Origin of the sequence: Sphingobacterium shayense (assembly GCF_013179575.1) — a bacterium.
GTDB classification, from domain to species: domain Bacteria; phylum Bacteroidota; class Bacteroidia; order Sphingobacteriales; family Sphingobacteriaceae; genus Sphingobacterium; species Sphingobacterium shayense.
The window spans coordinates 1-17,540 of sequence record NZ_JABMCQ010000001.1; the positions used below are offsets into that span (position 1 = coordinate 1).

The 17,540-nt window shown below is 39.5% G+C and carries 15 protein-coding genes; 14 read left to right on the plus strand and 1 reads right to left on the minus strand.

The features are described from left to right. The first annotated feature begins 402 nt into the window (after positions 1-402). A complete protein-coding gene (locus HP439_RS00005; protein ID WP_172388276.1) occupies positions 403-1,398 on the plus strand; it encodes a LacI family DNA-binding transcriptional regulator in 996 nt (331 codons plus the stop codon). Here HP439_RS00005 and HP439_RS00010 read toward each other — a convergent pair. Beyond that, the gene (locus tag HP439_RS00010) at positions 1,391-1,831 is read right to left on the minus strand and encodes a methionine-R-sulfoxide reductase (RefSeq protein WP_172388353.1); all 441 of its coding nucleotides are present in this window, start codon (positions 1,829-1,831) and stop codon (positions 1,391-1,393) included. The genes HP439_RS00005 and HP439_RS00010 overlap by 8 nt on opposite strands. 340 nt (positions 1,832-2,171) lie before the next feature. Here HP439_RS00010 and HP439_RS00015 point away from each other — a divergent pair, with 340 nt between their 5' ends. The 13 genes from HP439_RS00015 to HP439_RS00075 all read left to right on the plus strand — a co-directional run bounded on the left by HP439_RS00015 (position 2,172) and on the right by HP439_RS00075 (position 17,529). Beyond that, positions 2,172-3,455, plus strand: coding sequence for a cytochrome c3 family protein (locus HP439_RS00015; RefSeq protein WP_172388277.1), 1,284 nt, complete (start codon positions 2,172-2,174; stop codon positions 3,453-3,455). A 39-nt stretch (positions 3,456-3,494) separates the two neighbouring features. Then, positions 3,495-6,506, plus strand: coding sequence for a TAT-variant-translocated molybdopterin oxidoreductase (locus tag HP439_RS00020; RefSeq protein ID WP_172388278.1), 3,012 nt, complete (start codon positions 3,495-3,497; stop codon positions 6,504-6,506). A 29-nt stretch (positions 6,507-6,535) separates the two neighbouring features. Beyond that, positions 6,536-8,017, plus strand: coding sequence for an NrfD/PsrC family molybdoenzyme membrane anchor subunit (gene nrfD, locus HP439_RS00025; RefSeq protein WP_172388279.1), 1,482 nt, complete (start codon positions 6,536-6,538; stop codon positions 8,015-8,017). Positions 8,018-8,022: 5 nt separating this feature from the next. Further along, a complete protein-coding gene (locus tag HP439_RS00030; protein ID WP_172388280.1) occupies positions 8,023-8,559 on the plus strand; it encodes a DUF3341 domain-containing protein in 537 nt (178 codons plus the stop codon). Next, a complete protein-coding gene (locus HP439_RS00035) occupies positions 8,552-9,181 on the plus strand; it encodes a c-type cytochrome (RefSeq protein WP_343043488.1) in 630 nt (209 codons plus the stop codon). Before HP439_RS00030 ends, HP439_RS00035 begins: the two co-directional genes overlap by 8 nt. A gap of 19 nt (positions 9,182-9,200) precedes the next feature. Continuing rightward, the gene (locus tag HP439_RS00040; RefSeq protein WP_172388282.1) at positions 9,201-10,436 is read left to right on the plus strand and encodes a quinol:cytochrome C oxidoreductase; all 1,236 of its coding nucleotides are present in this window, start codon (positions 9,201-9,203) and stop codon (positions 10,434-10,436) included. A 44-nt stretch (positions 10,437-10,480) separates the two neighbouring features. Then, a complete protein-coding gene (locus HP439_RS00045; RefSeq protein WP_246229097.1) occupies positions 10,481-11,803 on the plus strand; it encodes a cytochrome c oxidase subunit II in 1,323 nt (440 codons plus the stop codon). 26 nt (positions 11,804-11,829) lie between these two features. Continuing rightward, a complete protein-coding gene (locus HP439_RS00050; RefSeq protein WP_172388283.1) occupies positions 11,830-13,707 on the plus strand; it encodes a cytochrome c oxidase subunit I in 1,878 nt (625 codons plus the stop codon). Between the two features lie 53 nt (positions 13,708-13,760). Then, positions 13,761-14,804 (plus strand): COX15/CtaA family protein, encoded by a 1,044-nt coding sequence (locus HP439_RS00055; protein WP_172388284.1) that lies wholly within the window; start codon positions 13,761-13,763, stop codon positions 14,802-14,804. 70 nt (positions 14,805-14,874) lie between these two features. Next, on the plus strand, positions 14,875-15,783 hold the full coding sequence (gene cyoE, locus HP439_RS00060) for a heme o synthase (RefSeq protein ID WP_172388285.1): 909 nt from the start codon (positions 14,875-14,877) through the stop codon (positions 15,781-15,783). Then, positions 15,784-16,368, plus strand: coding sequence for a cytochrome c oxidase subunit 3 (locus HP439_RS00065; protein WP_172388286.1), 585 nt, complete (start codon positions 15,784-15,786; stop codon positions 16,366-16,368). It begins immediately after the preceding gene. Positions 16,369-16,377: 9 nt separating this feature from the next. Beyond that, positions 16,378-17,115, plus strand: coding sequence for a cytochrome c oxidase subunit 3 (locus tag HP439_RS00070; protein WP_172388287.1), 738 nt, complete (start codon positions 16,378-16,380; stop codon positions 17,113-17,115). A gap of 33 nt (positions 17,116-17,148) precedes the next feature. Further along, positions 17,149-17,529 carry a cytochrome C oxidase subunit IV family protein gene (locus HP439_RS00075; RefSeq protein ID WP_172388288.1) on the plus strand — a complete coding sequence of 127 codons (381 nt, stop codon included), beginning with the start codon at positions 17,149-17,151 and terminating at the stop codon, positions 17,527-17,529. Positions 17,530-17,540 lie beyond the last annotated feature (11 nt).

A 17,540-nucleotide genomic window follows, 5' to 3' on the forward strand; every position in this document is an offset into this window, starting at 1 on the left:
AGATTGTTGGAAATTGTTCCACAGTGTTTAGTTTCTCACGAAAGGTCTCGTAGAAGTCTTCTTTGTTATTGCCTTCGTTATCTGAAAGGTCTTGGATATTGATATTGTTGAAATCGCTCATTTATGTTCCCTCCTAATTTTGATATAATCAATAATTGTACCTATTGTGAGTACTGACGTATTGACCTTTTCTTTCGGTAAGCTGAATTTTGAATCGATATGCTAAATTTTTTTTGCGTTATCCAGTTAGTTGCTAAAACAATTACCTTGCTTTTTTTGCTGCGTTTATCTCAAAAATGGGTTTTATCCGAAGTAAATAGGGTATTATTTTAGTAAAAAAATGTTGACAAAAGTGTCAGTCTGCTAAATATATTTAGTAGATTGCTTTTTTTAGCATTGGGTATGAAAAAACGAGTATTAATTAGCGATATCGCAAAAGCATTAGGCATTTCAGTGACAACGGTTTCCTTTATTTTAAATGATAAGGCAAAAGAAAAACGGATAAGTGACGCGTTAACCAAACGGGTTTTAGATTATGTAAAGAAAGTTGGTTACAAGCCCAATCAGCTTGCAAAAAGTTTAAGAACAGGCCAAACTAAGATATTAGGTTTGTTGGTCGAAGATATTGCGAACCCTTTTTTTTCTAATGTTGCTAAATATATCGAGAGGCAAGCCTACGAAGCTGGTTATCATATAATCTATTGTAGTATGGATAATGACGAATTGAAGGCCAAAGAGTTGATTCAGCTCTTTATGGATCGACAAGTGGACGGCTTTATTATTACCCCGTCCGAGGGATTAGAATCTACAATCCAGAATATTAAACAAAATAATACCCCGTTAGTCTTGTTTGACAGATTTATGCCGAATGTGGAAACTAATTATGTTGTGTCGGACAATAAGCGTGGTGCTTATGACGCTACAAAACATTTGCTGGAAGCTAAAAATAAAAGGGTGGGATTGATCTCATTATACTCTAACCAAACACAAATGAGAGATCGCCTTGATGGTTATATGGAGGCTATGGATGAGTTTCGTACGCAGTCTTTTGTAAAAAAGTTGGATCTAGATAGTCCAGATGAGGAATCTAAAGCGCAAATTTTAGAATTTGTTGTCGACAATAATTTGGATGCAGTTTTGTTCGCGACGAATTATTTAGCAGTCGACGGTTTAAAAGCGCTTAAAGAGAATAAGATTCCGTTGCCGAAAATGGTTGCTTTTGATGAACATACTTTGTTTAAGCTGCATGATCCTTCAATTTCTGTCGTATCTCAAGATATCGAACGTTTAACTAAGGAGTTGATTTCGACACTAATATCCGAAATCGAAGGGAAATTGAAAGAGGTTCGTCAGCTTACTATTCCTTGTAGTCTTATTGTTAGGGAATCGTCTATTTAGTTGATGGTATAAATTTCATTGAGAGCGAATTTACACAATGGCGCGTATTTTTTTTCGTAAATCGTTCGCCTTCGAAGACATGCCCAAGGTGTCCTCCGCATTTCGCGCATAGAATCTCCTCACGTCTGCCATCAGCGTCTACTTCATGACGTACAGCGCCTGCAATCTCGTCGTCGAAACTTGGCCAGCCACAGTGCGACTCGAATTTGGCACTAGAGTTATAGAGTGGAGCGTCACATCGCTTACAAACGTATGTGCCTTCGGATTTATTTTCCAGTAACTCCCCAGTAAATGGTCGTTCGGTGCCCTTGTGTACAATTATGTACTCTTCTTCTGGTGTAAGTTTATTGTATCTCGTTGTATCACTCATCTCTAGTTGTTGTGTGTTTGAAATTGTGTTGGCTCCACTGGTGTGCGGGTATTGACAGGACATGAAAACATAAAGAGCAATGACACCAATAATGTAGTATTTATACATGCTTACTAAGTTCGGAATTATTTTTAAATTCTTTGTAGATTGTTTGTCAAGAAATTGCAGGTAAATAATACCATTTTTTATCTAATTTCTTCTCTTAATTGTCCTGTAAAAAGGTGTTTTAATGCAGTTTTAAGCAAGTTATTTAGAATGGTTTTAAATTGATAATTTGAGTCATTAAATTGTCAGGGATTGCTTAAATAGTTATACTTTTGTGCATTGTTTGAAGGGATTAGACCGTTTGAACGACGTGTTTTAAATGTTTTATATCACAAATAAAAAGTATAAAGTGCTAAATATGAGAAATGTCTCATCTGTTTTGGGAAAACTTGCAAAGACGATGTCAATCAGTTTGATGTTGTTGTTTGCCGTTACTATGGCGCACGCGCAGGATATTAAAGAGGGGCAAACGCTCTTTAAGTCTAAATGTACAACGTGTCATGCGGTGTCTAAGAAGTTGGTCGGGCCGGCGTTAGCTGGAATGTCGGAAAGACACTCTGAAGAATGGCTAGTTAGTTGGATCCACAATTCGCAAGCAATGATTGCTGCGGGAGACGAAACTGCTGTCAGATTATTCGAAGAGAATAATAAACTTGTGATGACATCCTTTACGGATTTGTCCGAAGATCAAGTTAAAAACATCATTGCGTATGTAAAAGACGAGGAAGCAAAAGCTGCTGCTGGTCCAGCTGAAGGTGCTGGAGCCGCTGGAGGAGCTGCTAAGTCTGAAGGCGCAAACACTTTGATGATTGTCGGTTTAATAGCTATTGTAGTATTAGCTATCGCGATTATTGTTGTATTAAACCGAGTTATTCGTTCTTTAGAGAATGTAATAGTAAACAACCAAGCTGCAATTGAAGCCGCGGAGGCTGCAAATGCCGATTATCAAGAAAATCGTTTAGCAAAATTTGCTAAAGCATTTGTAAAGAACAAAAAACTGGTTGGTTTTACGGTGTTGTTATTGGTCGTTTTGTTGTCCTTCGCTGGATGGAACACACTGTGGAACGTTGGTGTTCACCAAGGTTACGAACCTGTACAGCCGATAAAATTCTCTCATCAAATTCATGCTGGTGCAAATCAAATTGATTGTCAATATTGTCATGGAGGAGCGTATAAATCTAAGAATGCGTCCATTCCGTCTGCGAACGTTTGTATGAACTGTCACAATACGGTAACTGCTTCGGACCATTACGATGGGGAGATTTCTCCAGAAATCGCTAAAATTTATAAGGCGGTTGATTTTGATCCAGAAACACGCACCTACGGAGACGCCCCTAAGCCTATCGAATGGGTTAGAGTTCATAATTTGCCTGACTTTGCTTATTTTAACCACTCACAACACGTTGTCGTAGCGGGAGTTGAATGTCAAACTTGTCACGGTCCGGTTGAGACGATGGAAGAAATTTATCAATACTCACCTCTTACTATGAAATGGTGTGTTGATTGTCACAAGACAACTGAAGTTAATTCGGATAATGCTTATTACGATCAATTGATCCAAGCACACGAGAAACTTAAGAAAGGTGAAAAGATGACTGCAGCCATGATCGGTGGTCTGGAGTGTGGTAAATGTCACTATTAATAATTAATTTAGGAATACGCAATCTTATATATAGCTTAAATGGATAGCAATAAAAAATATTGGAAAGGTTTGGAAGAATTGCAACAAACGCCTGCTTTCGTAGAAAAAAGCAAAGGTGAGTTTGCCGAGCCTATTCCTGTAGAAGATGTCTTAAATGAAGCAGGCTTAAACACGAAGACACCTCGTCGTGACTTCTTGAAAGCTTTGGGATTCGGTTTAGGCGCTGTAACATTAGCGGCTTGTAATCGCACGCCGATACATAAAGCAGTCCCTTACGTTATCAAACCAGAGGAAATAACACCAGGTGTGCCGAATTTTTATGCTTCTTCCTTTAATGGTCAGAGTGTTTTAGTTCGTACGCGTGAGGGTCGTCCGATTTCAATTACAGCCAACCCTAATTCTATAGGGTTATCACAGGGAACTGACGCAACAACATCGGCCGCAGTCTTAGACTTATATGATATGTCTAAGTTGCAAAATCCTCAAATTGGTGGGAAAGATGTTGAGTGGTCGAAACTGGACAGTACGGTTGTTGCGGCTTTAAACAAGGCAGCTGGAGCGGGTAAGCAAATATCTATCGTTTCGAATACAGTGAACAGCCCGTCATTACTTGCGGCGATAGCACTTTTTAAATCGAAATACCCAACTGCAAATCATATACAAGTAGATGCAGTATCTTATAGCGGTATTATTGAGGCAAATAAGTCGAGTTTCGGCAAGGCGGTAGTTCCTTCTTATCATTTTGACCAAGCTAGTGTCGTTGTTTCTGTAGCAGCAGATTTTTTAGGAACTTGGTTGTCAGGCGAGGAACATACACAAGATTACATTAAAAATCGAGACAGTAAATCGCTGAAAAGTGGTAAAATGTCACGTCATATACAATTTGAGTCAGGTTTAAGTATGACCGGTTCTAATGCTGACGTGCGTATCGCTATTAAACCTTCGGAAGAAGGAGCTGTATTGATTTCATTATTTAACGCCATCACGGGGCAATCTGTTTCGGGAGGAGTTTCAAATAAGAAAGCACAAACAGCGATTACTCTGGCGGCAAAGGAATTAACGGGTAATAGAGGAAATGCACTTGTAGTTGCTGGTTCTAATGACGTTAATGTTCAATTATTAGTAAATGCGATCAACAGTTCCCTTGGTGCTTACGGTTCAATTATTGATTTAGATAATTTTTCAAAGCAATATCAAGGTTCGGATACTGATTTCCAACAGTTCTTGGCGAATGCTAGTGCAGGTCAAGTAGGAGTTGCATTTTTCTTAAATACAAATCCCTTATACGATTACATCAAGTCAGAAGATGTAACGAACGCTTTAGCGAAAGTTGATTTTACTCTTTCCTTCTCAGACCGTGCGGATGAAACGGCGTCGACTCTTAAAGCAATTGCACCAACTTCGTCCTTTTTAGAGTCGTGGGGTGATTCTTCTTCGAAAGAAGGTTTCTATACAATAGTTCAGCCTACAATCAACCCAGTATTCAACACCCGCCAGGCAGAGCAGAGCTTGCTTGTTTGGACTGGAAATACCACTAACATATACGAATTTGTTAAAGGAAACTGGGAAGCTAATATCTTAGCAGGAACCGGTAAAACTTGGAATGATGTTTTGCAGAGTGGTTTTGTATATAAAGGCACCAATTCAGGTTCAGCATACTCAGCGAATGTCGACGTAAATGCTGTTTCAGGTGCGATTGTGTCTGCAGCGAAAGCGGTCTCTGGCGATGTTGAGTTGAAATTATATGAGTCAACCGGTCTTCGCGATGGACGTTATGCAAATAATGCTTTCCTTCAAGAGCTTCCTGATCCGGTTTCTAAGGTAACCTGGGACAACTATGCAGCAATAAATCCTCGATTTGCTGAAGAGTTGGGTTTAGGTGAAGATGGGCGAGTAAAAGTAGAAGCAAATGGTTACTCAATTGAGCTTCCGGTGCTTTTGCAACCTGGCCAAGCATTAGGAACTGTTTCTATTGCATTAGGTTACGGGCGTACAAAGGTAGGTAAAGCTGGGAACGATGTGGGACAGAATGCGTTTCCATTCGCTCGTTTGGTAAATGGTTCTAAACAATTTGAGAGTAAAGCTACTGTTACTAAGGTAAGTGGCACATACCAACTGGCGCAAACGCAGACGCATCACACAATTGAAGGACGTAACATTGTCCGTGAGACAACATTTGCGAAATATCTAAAAGATCCAAATTCAGAATCTGGTCGCTTCTCGGATACACATAAAACATACGATTTATGGAATAAGTTTGAGTCTCCTGGTCACAAATGGGTTATGGCTATCGATCTCAATGCCTGTACTGGGTGCGGCTCGTGTATTGTTGCTTGTAGCGTAGAGAATAATGTTCCTGTTGTCGGACGTGACGAAGTTCGTCGCCGTCGTGAGATGCATTGGTTGCGTATTGACCGCTATTATACTTTGGAAACTTCGGAAGGTAAGTTAACGAAAGAGAAAGAGATTGCGAAAGCTAACGAATACGATTACGAGGATGTCACGGTTGTTCACCAACCAATGTTATGCCAACACTGTGATCACGCTCCTTGTGAAACAGTTTGTCCTGTTTTAGCAACGGTGCATTCCTCAGAGGGCTTGAATCATATGGCTTATAACCGTTGTTTTGGTACTCGTTACTGTGCAAACAACTGTCCGTATAAAGTTCGTCGTTTTAACTGGTTTAATTATTGGAATGATTCCCGTTTTGATAATTACTTGAATAACGAATTTACACAGTTAGTACTTAATCCTGATGTAACTACGCGTTCACGTGGTGTTATGGAAAAATGCTCTATGTGTATTCAACGTATACAAGCTGGTAAATTACAAGCTAAAGTTGAAAATCGTAAATTAAAAGATGGTGATGTTCAGATGGCTTGTCAACAAGCTTGTTCTGCGAACGCGATTATCTTTGGAGATGTAAACGATCCAGAATCAGAGGTTTCAAAAGCCTTACGTAACGAACGTGTTTATTATGTGTTAGAAGAAATCAACGTTCAACCGAACGTGGGTTACATGACGAAAGTTAGAAACACATTTGAAGCGTAAATTTTACTCTAATTTGAAATTAAAAAACTATGTCATCGCATAACGAATCAATATTAAGAGAACCTTTAGTAACCGGCAAGAATATCACTTATGCTAAAGTAACAGATGATATCTTATTACCGGTTGAAAATAAACCTAACAAAGCTTGGTGGATTGGATTCACAGTAGCGGCATTGGGTGCTATGCTTTGGGTTGTCAGTGTTGGATATACCTTTTGGACAGGTATCGGCGCCTGGGGCCTAAACAAAACAGTTGGTTGGGCTTGGGATATCACTGACTTTGTATGGTGGGTAGGTATCGGTCACGCCGGAACGTTGATCTCAGCCGTACTTCTAATCTTCCGCCAAAACTGGCGTAATTCTATTAACCGCTCGGCAGAAGCAATGACTATTTTTGCCGTTATTTGTGCCGCTACTTATGTAGTTGCCCATATGGGTCGGCCATGGTTAGCTTATTGGATTTTCCCGTTGCCGAACCAATTTGGATCATTATGGGTAAACTTCAATTCTCCATTAGTTTGGGATGCTTTCGCTATCTCTACGTACTTTACAGTGTCTTTAGTTTTTTGGTATTGTGGATTGTTGCCGGATATCGCGTCAGTACGTGACCGCGCCACGGGGTTGAAACAAAAAGTTTATAGCATATTGTCTTTCGGATGGAATGGCTCTGTAAAAACTTGGCAACGTTTTGAGATTGTCTCTCTAATATTGGCAGGTATTTCGACACCATTAGTACTTTCGGTTCACACGATTGTATCTATGGACTTTGCAACCTCAGTTATTCCTGGGTGGCATACTACTATCTTTCCGCCGTATTTCGTGGCAGGGGCAATTTTTTCTGGGTTCGCGATGGTACAAACGCTATTGCTAATCCTGCGTAAGGTGATGAATTTTGAAGATTACATTACGATGTTCCATATCGAATCGATGAATAAGATTATCATGGTAACTGGTTCGATTGTCGGAATTGCTTATTTGACTGAACTATTTATCGCTTGGTATTCTGGTTCTGAATATGAGATGTATGCTTTTGAGAATCGTATCGCTGGTCCCTACGCGTGGGCGTACTGGTGTATGATGACTTGTAACGTGATTTCGCCACAGTTATTCTGGTTCAAAAAAATCCGTACAAGTATCCCTATTTCTTGGATACTATCTATTGTAGTAAATATTGGGATGTGGTTTGAACGTTTTGTAATCATCGTCACTTCATTACATCGTGATTACTTACCATCTTCATGGGCGATGTTCTATCCTACATGGGTTGACGTAGGTATCTTTGTGGGTTCAATTGGGTTATTTTTTACTTTATTCTTATTGTTCTTACGTTTTTTACCGGGTATAGCCATTGCAGAGGTAAAGTTATTATTGAAATCATCATCACTGCAACAAAAGACCAAATTGGTTCAGGAAGGTGCTTTCCCTGCAGAGCAAGTGGAATTCTTTGCGAATTCACTTGAAAAATATGATTCAGTATCAAAAGAAGATATTAACGCATTAAAACAAAAATAATAGCAATGAGCAATACAAAATATATATTAGGTAGTTTTGCTGATCCCGACGAAATGATGCATGGGATAGATAAATTGCAAGCAAACAATATCAGCATATATGATTGTTTCACCCCAATGCCTATCCATGGAATTGAAGCAAAATTGGGTGTTAGACCGTCACGTTTACCTATTGCAGCATTTATTTTCGGTGCACTAGGAACTTGCTTAGGTTTTAGCTTGTTGTATTTCACAATGTCATACGATTGGCCGATGAACATAGGCGGAAAACCTTCGATGCCATTACCGAATTTTGTTCCTGTTACATTTGAGGTCACGATTTTATTGTGTGCGCTGGGTATGGTCGCTACCTTTTTCTATAGAAATCACTTATTTCCCGGTCGTGCCCCACGTGTAATGGATTTAAGAGCATCCGACGACCGTTTTATTGTAGCTGTTGATGCGAATGAGAATACAGACCACGCTCTTATCGATTCTTTGTTAAAAGAGGCTGGTGCTGTTGAAGTTAAATACAATGAAAGAAAATATGTTAGCTATGAATAAGAAGAATTTTCTTGGATCTGTATGCGCTGCCCTCGCTTTGGCGGCAGTAGTTTCTAGCTGTGGCGATGGTAAATCACGCGGTACAGGATGGGAATTCTCCAGAAATATGTACGATCCGATTGCATACAACCCGGATCAACCGAATAATAACTTTGAAAATAAAATTACAGCGCAGCTGCCGCCAGCAGGAACCAACCCTATCGGGTTCGAACGTTTTGAGTTCGCGAATTCCATAGAGGAGTATGAACGTGCCGGACGTGAACTAGTAAATCCACTAGTTATTACGGAGGCAAACGTGGCGCAAGGTAACGCTTTATATCAAACTCACTGTGCCGTTTGTCATGGAAAAGAAGGTAAGGGTGATGGACCAATAACAAAAGAACGCTCTGTTGAGGATTCACGTGGATCACGTCAATTGGAAACATTCCCACCTCCACCGTCGTATCAAAAATCGGATGCTGCAAATTCATCTAGAGGAGGAGCAATGAGTGACTTAACAGATGGTAAAATCTATCACACGATTTACTATGGTCACAACTCGATGGGATCACATGCTTCTCAATTGTCTCCGGAAGAGCGTTGGAAGGTTGTTATGTACGTACACGAATTACAAAAAAAATAATCTAACATCAATATAGTAAATGGGAACTCACAATCATCATCACGATTATAATTTCGGCGAAAGATTTCAATTTGCTGGTATCGGTAAGATACTTAGTCTTCTTGGAATTGCTGTAGGCGTTATAGCCATTGTTATAGGCCTAATGTCAAGTGACCATATTATGGTTGAACGTACATACGCAAACCTGTTATTGATGGGTTATTATTTCACATGTGTGTGTGCAGCAGGAGCTTTTTTCGTGGCTCTTCAAATTGTAACGCAATCATCCTGGTCTGCCGGATTGATTCGTATACCACAGGCGATGGCCAGTATTTTGCCTATCGCGTCAATTGTTTTGCTTATCATTGTTGGACTAGGGTTGTCCAGCCATAATTTATATCACCATTGGAATGCAGACGGAATTACTGATCCAAATAGCGCTAATTTCGATAAATTGGTTGCTGGGAAATCTTCTTTCTTAAATGTGCCTGGATTTTTGATTCGCCAAATCATTTTCATGGGGTCATATAGCATTTTCGCTTTTATTTTAGCGAAACTATCTTACAAAGAAGATCTGGAAGGTGGGCTAAATTCTTATAAGAAGAGCTTTAAATTATCCGCAATCTTTTTGGTTATTTTTGGTTTTACAACACCGATTTGGTCATTCGATACAGTTATGTCATTGGAAGCTCACTGGTTCTCGACAATGTTCGGGTGGTATAATTTCGCCGCAATGTGGGTAAGTGGATTAGCTGCTATTACAGTGATCGTTATTCTTGTAAAGAAGGCAGGTTACCTCGACTGGGTTAATGAAAATCATTTGCATGACTTAGGAAAGCTGATGTTTGGTTTTTCTATTTTTTGGGCATATGTTTGGTTTGCCCAATTTATTCTGATTTGGTATTCGAACATACCTGAGGAGACTGTATACTTCTACAAAAGATTTGAGCCGGAATATAAACCTTGGTTCTGGTTAAATATCATCCTTAATTTCGTAGCGCCGTTACTGCTTTTGGTCGATCGTGACACGAAACGTAAAGCTAACATAATGCTATTTGTTTCGATATTACTTTTGTGTGGGCATTGGTTAGACTATTATGTAATGATAATGCCAGGTACAGTAGATACTCACCGTGGTTTTGGTTATATAGAGATTGGAACAGCGTTAGGATTTGTCGGATTATTCACTTTCTTAGTTATGAGTAAACTGAGCAAGCATCCGTTAGGTGCTAAGCATCATCCACTCTTAGATGAGAGTTTACATCATCAGTTATAAGTTCTAGTCATTAGCAATACTACGTTTAAACGTTTTTAGAAGAAATGAAATTTAAAATTAATAACAGATTCAAAGCCGTGTTGGGATGCTTATTAGCCGTAGGGTTACTTTTCTCTACACCTAGTTTTGCTCTTCAGCAAGATTCATTAGCGCAGGATTCTACGGTTACTGCAGTTGTAGATTCGTCTGCGTCAGCTGTAGTTGATTCCGCGGCGGCTCCGACGACGGATGCCACGACAGTTGCTACAGGTTCGACTGCTACTTCGGCGTCATCCAGTTCAGCGACTGTTGAACCAGTAAAACAAATTGATCCTCAGGTCTACAAAGACCTTACTTATTATGTTTTACTGTTTCTGATCATTTGTACTATTGTTGCAGTAATTGGGAAGGTATTATCCGTTTACGAGCTAACTCGTAAGATGAACGGTAGATACAATCCGTTTAGTAATAATAAGTTTCAAGGCAGTCTTTTTATTATTTTCCTTGTAGCATTTTTAGCATTCGTATACTATGGGTATGCTGTATGGGGTAGTTGGGCGTGGCGTGATGCCGCAACCGAACATGGTAAAAGTGTTGACACAATGTTTATTATCACTACCGTAATCATTACGGTTGTATTAGTGCTGGTTCACATTTTACTACTTAGTTTCCCGTACATTTATCGTATGCGCGCAAACACGAAAGCGTTTTACTACCCGCATAACGATACAATTGAAAAAATTTGGACAATTGTGCCCGCTGTCGTTTTGACGGTTTTAGTATTGTTTGGTTTCTTTACCTGGAGATCGATTACTAATGTTCCTGAGGATCTTCAAAAGTCGGCAATCCAAGTTGAGGTTATGGGAGAGCAATTCCAATGGCAAGTGCGCTATCCGGGCAATGATGGAGTAATTGGTAAACGTAATTACAAATTGACAACTCCTACAAACTCCTATGGTATTGATTTTAATGACCAAAGTTCTTGGGATGATATTCAAGCATCGGACATCGTCATACCAGTAAATAAATCGGTAAGATTCCATATTATTTCGAAAGATATTATTCACTCTTTTTATATTCCTGATTTTCGTGTCCAAATGAACGCTGTACCAGGAATGACTAACTATTTCCAGTTTACACCGACTGTAACAACCGAAGAGATGCGTGAGCGTATGAACGATCCGAAATATGATTTTATTATGTTGTGTAATAAGATATGTGGTTCGGGTCACTTTAACATGCAGAAGAAAGTTGTTGTTGTAACCGAGGCCGAGTACAAGGAATGGTTAAGTACACAAAACAAGTATTTTACTGAAGATTTGCAGAAAGAATTTGCGGGCTTAGAGGTTCAAGAGTCGAGCCAACTTGCTTCAGCTTCACTAAATTAATTGAAATAAGAAATTATTAAAAGAATATGTCAAGTACAGTTATATCGCACGGCGCAGCGCATCATGATGCACACAATCATCATCATGAGACATTCTTAACTAAATATATTTTTAGTCAGGATCATAAGATGATTGCGAAGCAATTTTTGATCACAGGTATTGTGATGGCGGTTTTCGCAATGGTGCTTTCTATCTTATTCCGTATCCAACTCGCTTGGCCGGATAAGGATTTCCCAATCTTAGAAGTTTTCTTAGGAAAGTGGGCAGAAGGTGGTCGGATGAAACCCGAATTTTTCCTTTCATTAGTTACCATTCATGGTACGATGATGGTATTCTTCGTATTAACAGCTGGTCTTTCCGGTACCTTTAGTAACTTATTAATTCCCTATCAACTCGGTGCTCGCGATATGGCATCACCGTTTATGAATATGTTATCGTATTGGTTGTTCTTTACTGCCTGCGTGATCATGGTTGCGTCTTTCTTTGTTGAAAGTGGACCAGCATCCGCTGGTTGGACGATTTATCCTCCGCTGTCAGCGGTGCCTACTTCCATTGCAGGTTCTGGCTTAGGGATGACATTATGGTTGATTAGTATGACTTTGTTCATTGCCTCTCAGGTTATGGGCGGTGTAAACTACATTAGTACCGTTTTGAATATGCGTACTAAAGGAATGGATCTTTGGAAAATGCCTCTTACGATTTGGGCGTTCTTTTTAACAGCGATTGTAGGGTTGTTGTCGTTTCCAGTTCTTGTATCAGCGGTTGTTCTCTTGTTTTTCGACCGTTCGGTGGGTACGTCATTTTACTTATCAGATCTAGTTGTTCAAGGACAGATTCTTCCAAATGAAGGTGGCTCTCCAATTTTATTCCAACATTTATTTTGGTTTTTAGGTCACCCAGAGGTTTATATCGTTGTAATGCCGGCACTGGGGTTAACCTCCGAGGTTATTTCTACTAATTCCCGTAAACCGATTTTCGGTTATCACGCGATGGTTTATTCATTGGTTGGTATCACAGTTCTTTCATTCATTGTATGGGGGCACCATATGTTTGTTACTGGTATGAACCCATTTCTAGGTGGCGTGTTTATGATCACTACGTTGATTATTGCTGTGCCTTCGGCGGTTAAAGCATTCAATTATATAGCGACGCTGTGGCGTGGTAATATACGGTTCACACCAGCAATGATGTTTGCAATTGGGATGGTTTCATTCTTTGTTTCTGGGGGATTAACCGGTCTCTACTTAGGTAATGCAGCATTAGATATTAACTTACACGATACATACTTTGTTGTTGCTCACTTTCACCTTGTAATGGGTTCTGCATCAATTTTTGGAATGCTTTGTGGTGTTTACCACTGGTATCCGAAAATGTTTGGTAGAATGATGGATACCAAGTTAGGTTATCTACATTTTTGGTTGACGTTCATTGGAGCCTATTTAGTGTTTTTTCCAATGCACTTTATGGGGATCGATGGGGTGCCACGTCGTTACTACTCGTTTACTGCGTTTCCATTTATGGAAAAGTGGGTTTCTGTTAACTTGTTAATCACATGGGCTGCTATTGTCGCCGGTTTAGCGCAGGTTGCTTTCCTTTGGAACTTCTTTAGTTCGATTTGGAAAGGCAAGAAGGCGCCTCAAAATCCTTGGGGTTCCAACACGCTTGAATGGACGACACCTGTAGAGCATATTCATGGTAACTGGCCCGGAGAAATTCCAACCGTTTATCGTTGGCCTTATGATTATAGTAAGCCAGGTCACGATAGCGACTTTATTCCGCAAAACGTTCCACATTCAGAAACGATGAGCTCTAACATGGCGCATGATTTTGAAGGTAATGAGGATGCAATTCGTATTCAGAACGAATGGAACAAAGCTAATAATAGAGAAACTATAGAAGAGTAGGTGTAATACCTACTCTCCGTACAGTATTTTGGTAAGATAAAAGGAGAGGGTGCATGTATCCAAGTGGGGAAAAGCGATTCATAAATATAAACAGACTGTCAATAGTCGTTTTATTTCTAGTCATTTTGGCAGGAGGGGTCGTTAGAAGCACGGGATCAGGCATGGGCTGTCCAGATTGGCCGAAGTGTTTTAACCGTGTCATTCCTCCGACAGATGTTTCTCAGTTGCCTGTGGGCTATGAAGAACATTATGTTAAGGGTAGAATACAGAAAAATTTACGCTTTGCTAAGATGGTTGATTTCTTTGGATTTCCGGAATTGGCAAATAAAATTCGACATGATGAATCTATTTTGGTTCATGAAGAATTCAACGCAGCTAAAACTTGGACTGAATATATCAACAGACTAGTCGGTGTAGTGACTGGTTTCTGTTTATTAGCCACCGCGATTTTTTCTCTTACCTATAGAAAGGTTAAACCGACAATTGTCTGGTTAAGCGTTCTTAATCTTTTTGTAGTAATTGTACAAGCCTGGTTGGGTTCGATAGTGGTTTCAACGAATTTAATGCCTTGGATAATTACAATACATATGCTTTTAGCTTTAATTATAGTGGCGATAAGTATATATACGTTCTATTTGGCAACTACATTACGGAATTGGGACATATTGGCCAACAAACATTCAGGAATATTAAAGGCGCTTGCGATGGTTTCTTTGATAATTACGATTGTTCAAGTAATTTATGGTACCGCCGTTCGCGAGGCTATTGATCACCTAAGTGATCAAGGGGTCAGTCGAGCTTTTTGGATCGCTAATTTACCCGAAGCTTACTTTGTACACGGTATATTAGCCTATGTTGCGTTAGGGCTGACAGTGATAATGTTTTTCCTAGTAAAGAATAAATTTAGTTCATTGACATTACAAAGTAGATACGCTTGGATAGTACTAATTTTGGTTGGAATCCAGATGCTTTCTGGTATTATTCTCGCTCGTTTTGATGTACCGGCGGCAGCGCAGACAACACATTTGGTTGTAGCTAGTTTGTTTTTTGGAGCTCAGTATTATTTGATGCTTTTAATGACAAAATTGAAACGATAGTTTGGGCAAAGATGTGGAGATTTGCGTTTTCGTATTTTAAGTTCAATAATAGATAAGGAATAGTATATTCATGAAGCAATTCATTTCGGATTTTAATAAATTAGTAAAGCTAAGGCTAACGCTAACTGTGGTTTTCTCCGCTTCAATAGCATTTTTGATTGGAGCTAAACAACAAGAGAACGTCATTTGGTTGAATTGGCTGATTCTAACTATTGGCGGATTCCTGGTTACAGGCTCTGCGAATGGTTTTAACGAGATCATAGAAAAGGATCTAGACAGACTCATGAAACGTACAGCTGATCGTCCATTACCAACCGGACGAATGACAACAGGTCAGGCGCTAGTGTTGAGTTTATTTATGGGGTTGTTTGGTACGTTGTTGCTCGTTCGATTGAACTTTTTAGCCGGCTTGCTATCTGTATTTTCGATTATTTTATACGCTTTTGTGTATACACCGTTGAAGCAAAAATCGCCGATAGCTGTGTTTGTCGGAGCATTTCCTGGAGCATTACCTCCGTTGATTGGATATTATGCAGCGTTTAAATCTGCGGGTTTTGGTTTTGAGTATACAGCGGTAAGTGAAGCCGCTATTGTGATAACACCGTGGGTCCTTTTTTTAATTCAGTTTTTCTGGCAATTTCCCCATTTTTGGGCGATAGCATGGGTAGCTGATGACGATTACAAAAATGCCGGTTTTAGGTTACTACCTACGACCAAAAAGGATTCGATTTCAGCCTGGATGATTTTTATTTCAGCGCTGATAATGGTTCCTGCGGGATTTTTGCCATGGTACTACGGATTTGGAGGTACACTGTTTACGATTGCTTCATTGGTCGGTGGGCTGGTGTTTACGTACTACGGATTCCAACATTTGCGTCACAAAACGGATGAAACTGCAAGAAAGGTGATGTTTACGTCCTTCTTGTATCTACCGTTGACGCAGTTAATTTTATTATTTGATTTTATTCCCTTTAAATAGATGGAAAAGACGGGCTTCAGTACGGAAGAGGTGATTCAATCGCGTAAGGCAAAGAAATTTAATCTTTGGCTGGGAATGATTGGAATGTTTATGATGTTTGCCGCATTATCTAGTGGTTTTATTGTATATACTGCTAGCGGCGTGGACAAAGGGATTAAAACTATTTTACCAAATATTTTTATTTGGAGTACTATAGTAATCGTTGTGAGTAGTATAACATTGCACCTAGCCTATCAGGCGGCAAAAGCTGAAAAGCTGGGGAAGCAGAGATTGCTATTAATTGCCACTTTCGCGCTAGGTGTTGCCTTTTTTTGCATGCAATATCATGCATGGACTGTATTAGTATCTAGGGAAATCTACTTTATAAACAGCAATGCTTCGCAATCCTTTATTTATATATTTACTGGACTGCATCTTGCACATATTGTTGCGGGTTTGATCGTATTGGTTAGATGTTTTATCGGGGCGACGAACGCAGTTCCCTTTCAAGACAACCAATTCCGCATGAATTTAGCCGTTATTTTTTGGCATTTTCTCGATCTTCTATGGATTTATATTTATGTTTTCTTACTTTTGAATCAATAATAGTAAAAAATGAGTACAACAACTGTATCGCAATTAGATAAGGTAAAAGACGGCCCTTGGAATGGTGGGAAGTCACCTTGGAACTTAGAGTATGGAAAAATCATGATGTGGTTTTTCTTGGTGTCGGATGCATTTACCTTTTCAGCGTTTCTACTTTATTACGGCGCGCAAAAGTTTGCACAGCCGACGTGGATTGACGCAGATAAGATTTTTCAATCTATCCCCGGTATCGCCGAATCCGGACAACCACTGGTGTTTGTCGGTATTATGACCTTTATTTTGATTATGTCGTCTGTGACGATGGTTTTGGCTGTAGACGCTGGACATCGAAATCAAAAACAAGAGGTCGTAAAATGGATGTTGTGGACTATCTTGGGTGGTCTTTGTTTCTTAGGTTGTCAAGCTATTGAGTGGACCCACTTGCATCATCAAGGTTTTTGGTTTGGTAGAAATCCGGGTACTGGTCTTGAAGGTGATGCGTTAGTTGAAGCATTGTCTCCGTATTTTACGAAAGATATATCTTATACCGCTGCGCTGCAATTTTCCAATTTGTTTTTTACAATTACTGGGTTCCATGGTTTTCACGTGTCAATCGGCGTACTATTGAATATTATTATACTATGTATGACGTTAAATAATACGTTTGAGCAGCGCGGAACCTATTTGATGGTGGAGAAAGTTGGTCTATATTGGCACTTTGTCGATTTAGTGTGGGTATTTGTATTTACGTTCTTCTACTTAATCTAATTGATTTATCTTATTAAAATTTAAACAGCAGACATGTCACACCATAACGAAAATATAGCGTCAGCGCACGATCATCACGAACATGCGGGAATGGATAAAAAAGGAATATGGAGAGTATTCTTCATACTACTAGCATTAACCGCACTGGAGTTTTTAATTGCGCTTGGTTTTGTTCACCATTGGGGTATTCTTGAAAAAGGACCGGTTTTAAACGCTATTTATATTGTACTTACGCTGATTAAAGCGTTCTACATTGTAGCATACTTTATGCATTTGAAATTTGAGAAATCTGGATTTATTGTTTGTTGTAGTATTGGATTCTTGTTTATCGTTTACTTTATAGTATTATTGTTAATAGAAGGCGAGTACCTACTACATCATTTGCAGTCACATCCACTTTTTCCGCATAGTTAACTTATAGAGGA

Bases quoted from the DNA above. Each gene is read 5' to 3' on its own strand.
- HP439_RS00005 (WP_172388276.1), top strand. From the start codon at position 403: ATGAAAAAACGAGTATTAATTAGCGATATCGCAAAAGCATTAGGCATT.
- HP439_RS00010 (WP_172388353.1), bottom strand. From the start codon at position 1,831: ATGTCCTGTCAATACCCGCACACCAGTGGAGCCAACACAATTTCAAAC.
- HP439_RS00015 (WP_172388277.1), top strand. From the start codon at position 2,172: ATGAGAAATGTCTCATCTGTTTTGGGAAAACTTGCAAAGACGATGTCA.
- HP439_RS00020 (WP_172388278.1), top strand. From the start codon at position 3,495: ATGGATAGCAATAAAAAATATTGGAAAGGTTTGGAAGAATTGCAACAA.
- nrfD (WP_172388279.1), top strand. From the start codon at position 6,536: ATGTCATCGCATAACGAATCAATATTAAGAGAACCTTTAGTAACCGGC.
- HP439_RS00030 (WP_172388280.1), top strand. From the start codon at position 8,023: ATGAGCAATACAAAATATATATTAGGTAGTTTTGCTGATCCCGACGAA.
- HP439_RS00035 (WP_343043488.1), top strand. From the start codon at position 8,552: ATGAATAAGAAGAATTTTCTTGGATCTGTATGCGCTGCCCTCGCTTTG.
- HP439_RS00040 (WP_172388282.1), top strand. From the start codon at position 9,201: ATGGGAACTCACAATCATCATCACGATTATAATTTCGGCGAAAGATTT.
- HP439_RS00045 (WP_246229097.1), top strand. From the start codon at position 10,481: ATGAAATTTAAAATTAATAACAGATTCAAAGCCGTGTTGGGATGCTTA.
- HP439_RS00050 (WP_172388283.1), top strand. From the start codon at position 11,830: ATGTCAAGTACAGTTATATCGCACGGCGCAGCGCATCATGATGCACAC.
- HP439_RS00055 (WP_172388284.1), top strand. From the start codon at position 13,761: ATGTATCCAAGTGGGGAAAAGCGATTCATAAATATAAACAGACTGTCA.
- cyoE (WP_172388285.1), top strand. From the start codon at position 14,875: ATGAAGCAATTCATTTCGGATTTTAATAAATTAGTAAAGCTAAGGCTA.
- HP439_RS00065 (WP_172388286.1), top strand. From the start codon at position 15,784: ATGGAAAAGACGGGCTTCAGTACGGAAGAGGTGATTCAATCGCGTAAG.
- HP439_RS00070 (WP_172388287.1), top strand. From the start codon at position 16,378: ATGAGTACAACAACTGTATCGCAATTAGATAAGGTAAAAGACGGCCCT.
- HP439_RS00075 (WP_172388288.1), top strand. From the start codon at position 17,149: ATGTCACACCATAACGAAAATATAGCGTCAGCGCACGATCATCACGAA.